This is a genomic window from Bariatricus sp. HCP28S3_D3 (genome assembly GCF_052065755.1).
Classification (GTDB): domain Bacteria; phylum Bacillota; class Clostridia; order Lachnospirales; family Lachnospiraceae; genus Allocoprococcus.
Genome location: NZ_JBQHTK010000036.1, coordinates 21,736 through 28,128, shown reverse-complemented (window position 1 = coordinate 28,128; position 6,393 = coordinate 21,736). Strand labels below are relative to the sequence as shown.

10 protein-coding genes are annotated in these 6,393 nt (G+C 43.4%); all 10 read left to right on the top strand.

Annotated elements, in window-relative coordinates; translation table 11 throughout:
* Positions 1-55 precede the first annotated feature (55 nt).
* The 10 genes from ACTNB3_RS15515 (at position 56) to ACTNB3_RS15470 (ending at position 6,362) form a co-directional block, all read left to right on the top strand.
* Complete coding sequence (locus tag ACTNB3_RS15515; RefSeq protein ID WP_441026755.1) at positions 56-562, top strand: hypothetical protein; 507 nt, start codon at positions 56-58, stop codon at positions 560-562.
* Between the two features lie 12 nt (positions 563-574).
* Positions 575-2,017 (top strand): hypothetical protein, encoded by a 1,443-nt coding sequence (locus ACTNB3_RS15510; protein ID WP_441026753.1) that lies wholly within the window; start codon positions 575-577, stop codon positions 2,015-2,017.
* The gene (locus tag ACTNB3_RS15505; protein WP_441026751.1) at positions 2,014-2,508 is read left to right on the top strand and encodes a hypothetical protein; all 495 of its coding nucleotides are present in this window, start codon (positions 2,014-2,016) and stop codon (positions 2,506-2,508) included. Before ACTNB3_RS15510 ends, ACTNB3_RS15505 begins: the two co-directional genes overlap by 4 nt.
* Positions 2,509-2,582: 74 nt before the next feature.
* A complete protein-coding gene (locus ACTNB3_RS15500) occupies positions 2,583-2,876 on the top strand; it encodes a hypothetical protein (protein ID WP_441026749.1) in 294 nt (97 codons plus the stop codon).
* Positions 2,873-3,280: a carbohydrate-binding protein gene (locus ACTNB3_RS15495; RefSeq protein ID WP_441026747.1), complete on the top strand. Its 408-nt coding sequence runs from the start codon at positions 2,873-2,875 to the stop codon at positions 3,278-3,280. Before ACTNB3_RS15500 ends, ACTNB3_RS15495 begins: the two co-directional genes overlap by 4 nt.
* 62 nt (positions 3,281-3,342) lie before the next feature.
* Positions 3,343-4,050 carry a hypothetical protein gene (locus ACTNB3_RS15490; RefSeq protein WP_441026745.1) on the top strand — a complete coding sequence of 236 codons (708 nt, stop codon included), beginning with the start codon at positions 3,343-3,345 and terminating at the stop codon, positions 4,048-4,050.
* Positions 4,051-4,210: 160 nt separating this feature from the next.
* Complete coding sequence (locus ACTNB3_RS15485) at positions 4,211-4,504, top strand: hypothetical protein (protein WP_441026743.1); 294 nt, start codon at positions 4,211-4,213, stop codon at positions 4,502-4,504.
* Between the two features lie 2 nt (positions 4,505-4,506).
* Entirely contained in the window at positions 4,507-4,734 is a 228-nt protein-coding gene (locus ACTNB3_RS15480; protein ID WP_441026741.1) for a holin, read from the top strand.
* Positions 4,735-4,793: 59 nt separating this feature from the next.
* The gene (locus ACTNB3_RS15475) at positions 4,794-5,306 is read left to right on the top strand and encodes a DUF2829 domain-containing protein (protein ID WP_441026739.1); all 513 of its coding nucleotides are present in this window, start codon (positions 4,794-4,796) and stop codon (positions 5,304-5,306) included.
* A 66-nt stretch (positions 5,307-5,372) separates the two neighbouring features.
* Positions 5,373-6,362, top strand: coding sequence for an N-acetylmuramoyl-L-alanine amidase (locus ACTNB3_RS15470; RefSeq protein WP_441026737.1), 990 nt, complete (start codon positions 5,373-5,375; stop codon positions 6,360-6,362).
* Positions 6,363-6,393: the final 31 nt, after the last annotated feature.

Below are 6,393 nucleotides of genomic sequence, written 5' to 3'. Positions count from 1 at the left end.
ATTTTAAAATATTGATCCGCGCCTGGGGAGAATGTGAAAAGGAGGAAGAAATAATATGAGAAAGAAAAGAAGAATCGTAACACTGGTATTAACATTATTATTAACCTGCTCAATGGTGGCGCAGGCAGGATTTACGCCGCGGTATGACGTAGACATGCCGGAGATTCCGGACATCCACGTGGAGCTGTCTGACGAAGTGAAAGAAGCAGTCAACCAGGCGGCACAGAAGCAGATTGAAAAGATGATTCTTGATAAGCCAGCAATTATCAATGCAACATGCTGGCACTGCCGGTATTTCTATCCGTATATAAATAATCTCATTATATCGTGGGAATCTGTCGAAGGCGCAACATCGTATAAGGTCGAGGTTACAGATGCATCGGGGACGAGGACGAAAGAGGTTACTAATAATTATCTGATACTGACTGAAGGAGAGGATGATTTCTTCCCGGGATGCATGGATACGGAAGATGTACGCCCTATAGTGAGGGTGCGGGCGTACGGTGAGGAAGAGACGTACAGTCCGTGGTCGGACGCTGTAGAAATTTGTTGCTATAAATAAGTAGGTGATGATATGGAAAACAAGATTAATATAGCATGCTTCAAGGAAGGCTCCAGAACTGCGGAAGTTAAGGATATCTGGCAGTGGGACTACGGGCAGATTCTTCGGATTCAAGGGCTGAACCTTCCGACTGCGGTAGAAATACACTTTTCCTTGGACGAGCACGGCGGAGAAGCTGCTAGAAGAATTGGAGTTACAAAAGACGGTGTTACCGATGTTGTGGTTCCGGATACGATGCTAGAGAACGAATCTGCGTATGGTGACAGCTATTACTTCTTCGCATATATCTATATGACCGATGAGACATCCGGCAATACGGAATACAAGATTCGGGCAAAGGTTAGCACGAGGTCGAAGCCAGAGGGACACGTAAGCGGTGGAAATGATACATTCGCAGAAATCTTAAAAACAGTCAATGAGATTGCTGAGGACAAGGTGGGCGTTCCGGTGCCTGCAAAAGTGGGACAGGTGTTGGCGGTAAAGGAGACCGATGAATCCGGAAAGCCAACTGAGTTTGAAGCGAAAGACATGAGCGGCGGTGTATCGGATGAAAAGATTGCAGAAGCAGTCGGAACGTACATGGAAGCCAATCCGATAGAAGAAAGCGACCCGACAGTACCCGACTGGGCGAAACAGCAGGATAAGCCGACCTACACTGCGGAAGAAGTCGGGGCGGACGCAAGCGGTACGGCAGTCGCAAAAGTTTCCGAACACAATACGGCTTCAAATGCACATAATGACATTCGTCTTTTAGTACAAGGATTAACTGAACGACTGAATGCACTGGCAGATAGTGATGATACGACACTTGACCAGATGTCAGAAGTGGTTGCGTACATCAAATCCAACAAATCATTAATTGATGCCATTACGACCAGTAAGGTCAATGTATCAGACATCATTGATAATCTGACTACGAATGTCTCGAATAAACCACTTTCTGCGTCGCAGGGTGTGGCGCTGAAAGCTCTGATTGATGCGATTGTAGTACCGACAAAACTATCCGAACTGGAAAATGACAGCGGATATGCGAAGACTACGGATATTCCAGATAAGCTCCCGAATCCGCAGAAGCTTACATTCGCTGGTGCGGTAACTGCGGAGTATGACGGTTCTGGTGCGGTGACGGTGACAATTCCCGAAGGTTCTGGTGGTTCTGGCGGAACGGTAAGGATTGAGAAGCTGTCAACGGATACAGCGGTAGAACTGGAACCGAATAAGCTCTATATCTTTCCAGAAATGAGTGAGCTTACAATCACGATGGCAGAATCTTCTGATACTGGAATTGCAAATGAATATCATTTGGTGTTCCAGAGTGGAGCAACGGCCACAACACTGACTATCCCGGATACGGTTAAGATTCCTTCGGGATTCTCGGTTGATGTAAATAAAATTTACGAAATAAGCATTCTGGAAGGGTGTTTGTGTGCGCAGAGTTGGGTGGTGACGGTATGATTAGGCGGAGACTATTAAGCGAACTAGGAATGGAGGAAGATGAAGTGAAAGAATGGCAGACAATAGTTGATATGGTCACAGAAGGGGAATTATCGGGTAGTGGAGGTGCATTTATTTTTACTACAATGCCGGATGGAACACCGATACAGGGTCATGGATTCCGGGAGATTGCCGTCTATTATGACTGCAAGGCAAACAGTGAGGGAACTACAAGCGGGTTTATCAGACTGGTGATAACAGATGTTAATGGAACCATTGCGAATGCACAGTTATCAGCAGGGCTTCCAGCAACGGGATATCGCAGAGGATATTTCGAAGCGAAAATTGGCAATCTGTTTACTATTTTTAACGTACAATCATCAACAAATACATCTATGAGGTACTCAGATTATTATGATGACAATATCGCCCTGGATGAAATAAAACAAATACAGTTTGTTTCCTACGTAAATTTTGGAGTAGGTACAAAAATTAAAATAATAGGTAGATAGGGAGGTTGACACAGAAAGGAGATAGATTACAATGTTGAGAACGCAGAACGATACATATAAAAGGAGTTGATAAATTGTACGCAAAATTAATGTCCGGCACTCTCAGAAGTGCTTCAAACAAAGTAGATTACAACGGAAAGACAATTTTTAACCCACCAGATGATGTCCTTCTGGACATGGGATACCTGCCAGTTACTTACACGGATATGCCAACGGATGCGCCAGATGGACAGCATTATGAATCCAGATGGGAACAGACTGATACGGAGATTATGCAAGTATGGACACTGGTGGACAATCCGGCAGAACCAGAGCCGGAGCTATCAGCTGATGAAGCATTAAATATCATTATGGGGGTGGCAGAATGACGAAAGAGCAGGCAAGGCAGATGCGGAAACTGCTTGAAGGACAGACCGATGCAATGACCGATGAGGAAATCTTGAATTATCCCGATTTCGTGGAAAAATGGAAAAGTGGTAAAACCTACTTTGTAGGAAAGAGATTGGAACATAACGGAACGATATATAAAGTCTTGCAAGACCATACTTCGCAGGATGGATGGACACCAGACGCGGCGCCGTCTCTTTTCGCAAAAGTCCTTATCCCGGATGCGAACGTGATTCCGGAATGGGAACAGCCTGATTCCACGAACCCGTATATGGCAGGTGATAAGGTTACTCACAATGGAAAGACATGGGAGTCACTGATTGACAATAATGTATGGGAGCCTGGAGCGACAGGAACAGAGAGTTTGTGGAAAGAAGTTGAATAATGTGATGGATGTTGATGATTGGTTAATTTATGGTATAATTCATTTAAAGGAGATGATAGCAAATGAATGATAGTACAAAAATAGAAATCATGTTAAAGGAATATCAGACTCTCAAAGAAGAAGAGCGAACTTTATATTCTTTTGAATTTACTATTGTAAGTATTTGGCTTGCTTTTTTAGGAGTATTGTTAGGAATTATCTTATCACAATTTAATATCCTATATGAAACAATACAAAAATTTGATGGAGTGACGATAAATAATTTTAATCAATATCTTCACGATTCTAGTGTACTTCCAGAATCCAGGAATACTATTGCTTTTCTTGTTACTGTTATATTACCTGGGGTGTGTAGTCTTTTTGGCTTAATATGGTTAGATCTAACTACGCGGTTTATCAAAGAAGCACATTATATATTTATGCTTGAAGAAAGTATTTTTGCCTACTGTAAAGATACTTCAAAAAACGGATTCGACCATTACCTTTTTAACGAGACGCGGAATGAACCTTTTATTAAGAAAACTAATTATGTTTATTATTATCTCATGTTAGGGTTGCTTATTATATGTCCCATCATAATTGGCATATTCATGATATGCAACCATGACATAGTTCCAGTTTCTCGTTTATACTGTGGCGTATTTGTTGTTATCGAAGTTTTAACACTTTATTTTGGCGGATTATATATAAACAGAATATTATCTTATTCTAAAGAAAAAGAGAAAGTTATGGATATAAATTCAATGACAGTTAAAAATGACGCTAAATAGTTGTGGTATTAATATATAAATAAAATATAGAAACAGAAAATTACCGTAGGTCAGTTGCCTGCGGTTTTTCTGTGTCAGAAAGCAGGTGACATATGGAAATCAGAGCAAGACCGTAGAGGTCTTATTTTTTATGCAGAAAATTAAGACAGGAGAAACGAAAGTGATTAAATTTATCTCGGAAAACTGGCAGTTAATTACATTTGTATCGACCTGCATGATCTATCTCGGCAGGCAGGTTTTGGCTACAAGAAAAGGTATCCGGGCTTTGCTTCGGGCAGACCTCATCCGCTTGTACAATAAGTACCATGATGATTTAGGTTATTGTCCAATCTATGTAAAACAGAGTCTAGAGGACGAATACAGAGAATATCATGCACTAAAAGGGAATGGCGTAGGAACTAATCTGTATGAAGCGTTGATGGATTTACCAACAGAGCCAAGGAAAGGAGAATAAGCATGTTTAAGAATTGCGTACTTAAAGTATCGGTAAACACAAAAAAATGGGCGAAGGCGGCGGCAGTCCGGGCGGTAAAGACGATGGCTCAGGCAGGCATTGCCGGAATCGGAGCAGCTGCAGCTATGGGGCAGGTGGACTGGAAGTATGTAGCATCTGCGGCAGTGCTGGCGGGAGTGTTATCACTTCTGACAAGCGTAGCCGGAATCCCAGAGGTCGAGGGCGAGTAACATCGTCCTCTTTTTATGTGCGACGTCGCACGGTTTTGATATGAAAGGAGAACAGAACTATGAGATTTGTAGAAGCATTAAAAGCAATGAAAAATGGAGCAAAGGTAAAACTTCCGTCATGGGGCGGATACTGGTGCTGGGATGCAGAAAAAGAAACCGTGATGATTCACTGTAGACCGCAGGATTCCGACCATCAGGGAGAAATTCTGGACATCCGGGAAACACAGCGAGTGGAATACACACTTTCAAATGTAGCCTCTGATGAGTGGATGATTGCAAATGAGGAGAATTGTCCGGTGCTTGGCGGCGAAGCAATGTTTGGATTTGGTGATGCAATCAAGTACATAAAGCGAGGCTTGAAAGTAAAGCGCAAAGGATGGAATGGGAAAAATCAGTACATCCAGCTCGCTACCGGAATCTCTTACAAGTCCGCAACCGGAGAAATCGTTAATTGCAATCATGATGCTATCGGAAACAAAGCTATCGCATTTGTCGGGACTTCCGGCGTACAGATGGGTTGGCTTGCCTCTCAAGCAGATATGCTTGCGGAAGACTGGGTATTTGTAGATTAGGAGAGTCGAAAACGACTCTCTTTTATATAATGTAATGTGCGACATCGCACGGAAAGGAGAAAGAGTATGGCAAAAGTATTTTTATCAGCGGGGCATGGAGGAACAGATCCGGGAGCATGTGCTTATGGCATGAAAGAAAAAACAATCAATCTGAATGTAATGCTTGCATGTAGAAATGAACTGATCAGACATGGTGTGGAAGTTGTATGCAGCCGTGTAAAAGACGAGAATGACCCAGTTACGCAGGAAGTGAAAGAAGCGAATGCCTCTAAGGCAGATGTGGCGGTAAGCTTTCACACAAACGCTGGCGGCGGGGATGGATCGGAATCATTTTATTGGCAGGAAGATGCGAACGGACTGAAGCTCGCCCAGCTCTGTGAGAAGTACACAAAGGCACTTGGCCAGAACAGCAGAGGAGTAAAATCTGGAAATCATCTGTGGTTCATTAAGGCAACAAATATGACAGCTGTGCTTTCAGAGGTTGGATTCATTGACAATGATAAAGATAATGATATCTTTGATACAGTCGGAGAACAGCAGGCGTTTGGCACGGCTTATGCAAAAGCGATTCTGGAATACCTTGGAATCGCGTATAAAGAACAGAAAACGGCCAAGCAGGTTCCGGGCACCGCGAAGAATAACAATCAGCTCTGGTACCGCGCACACTGCCAGAATCTTGGTTGGTTAGATGCGGTGAGGGACGGCCAGACTTCTGGCACAACTGGATTTTCTACCAGACTGGAAGCGCTGTTGATCGATCTGAGAACAATCCGGGAGAAATATCCGGATGCGAAATTGTCCGGTGATTTCCATGTGCAGAATATCGGAACGGTACACCTTGATAATATCGAACCGGATACTCTGATTGGAACGATCGGAAAATCTCTGAGACTGGAAGCATTCAGACTGCATCTGACCGGTGTACCTGGTAAGACGCTCTACTACGAAGCACATGTCCAGGATATCGGATGGCAGGGCGTAAGAAAAGATGGCGAGATGGCAGGAACGACCGGACAGTCGAAGAGAATTGAAGCAGTACGAATCTGGGTGGAATAGATTGACATTTCGACCGATATCGCGTAAGATG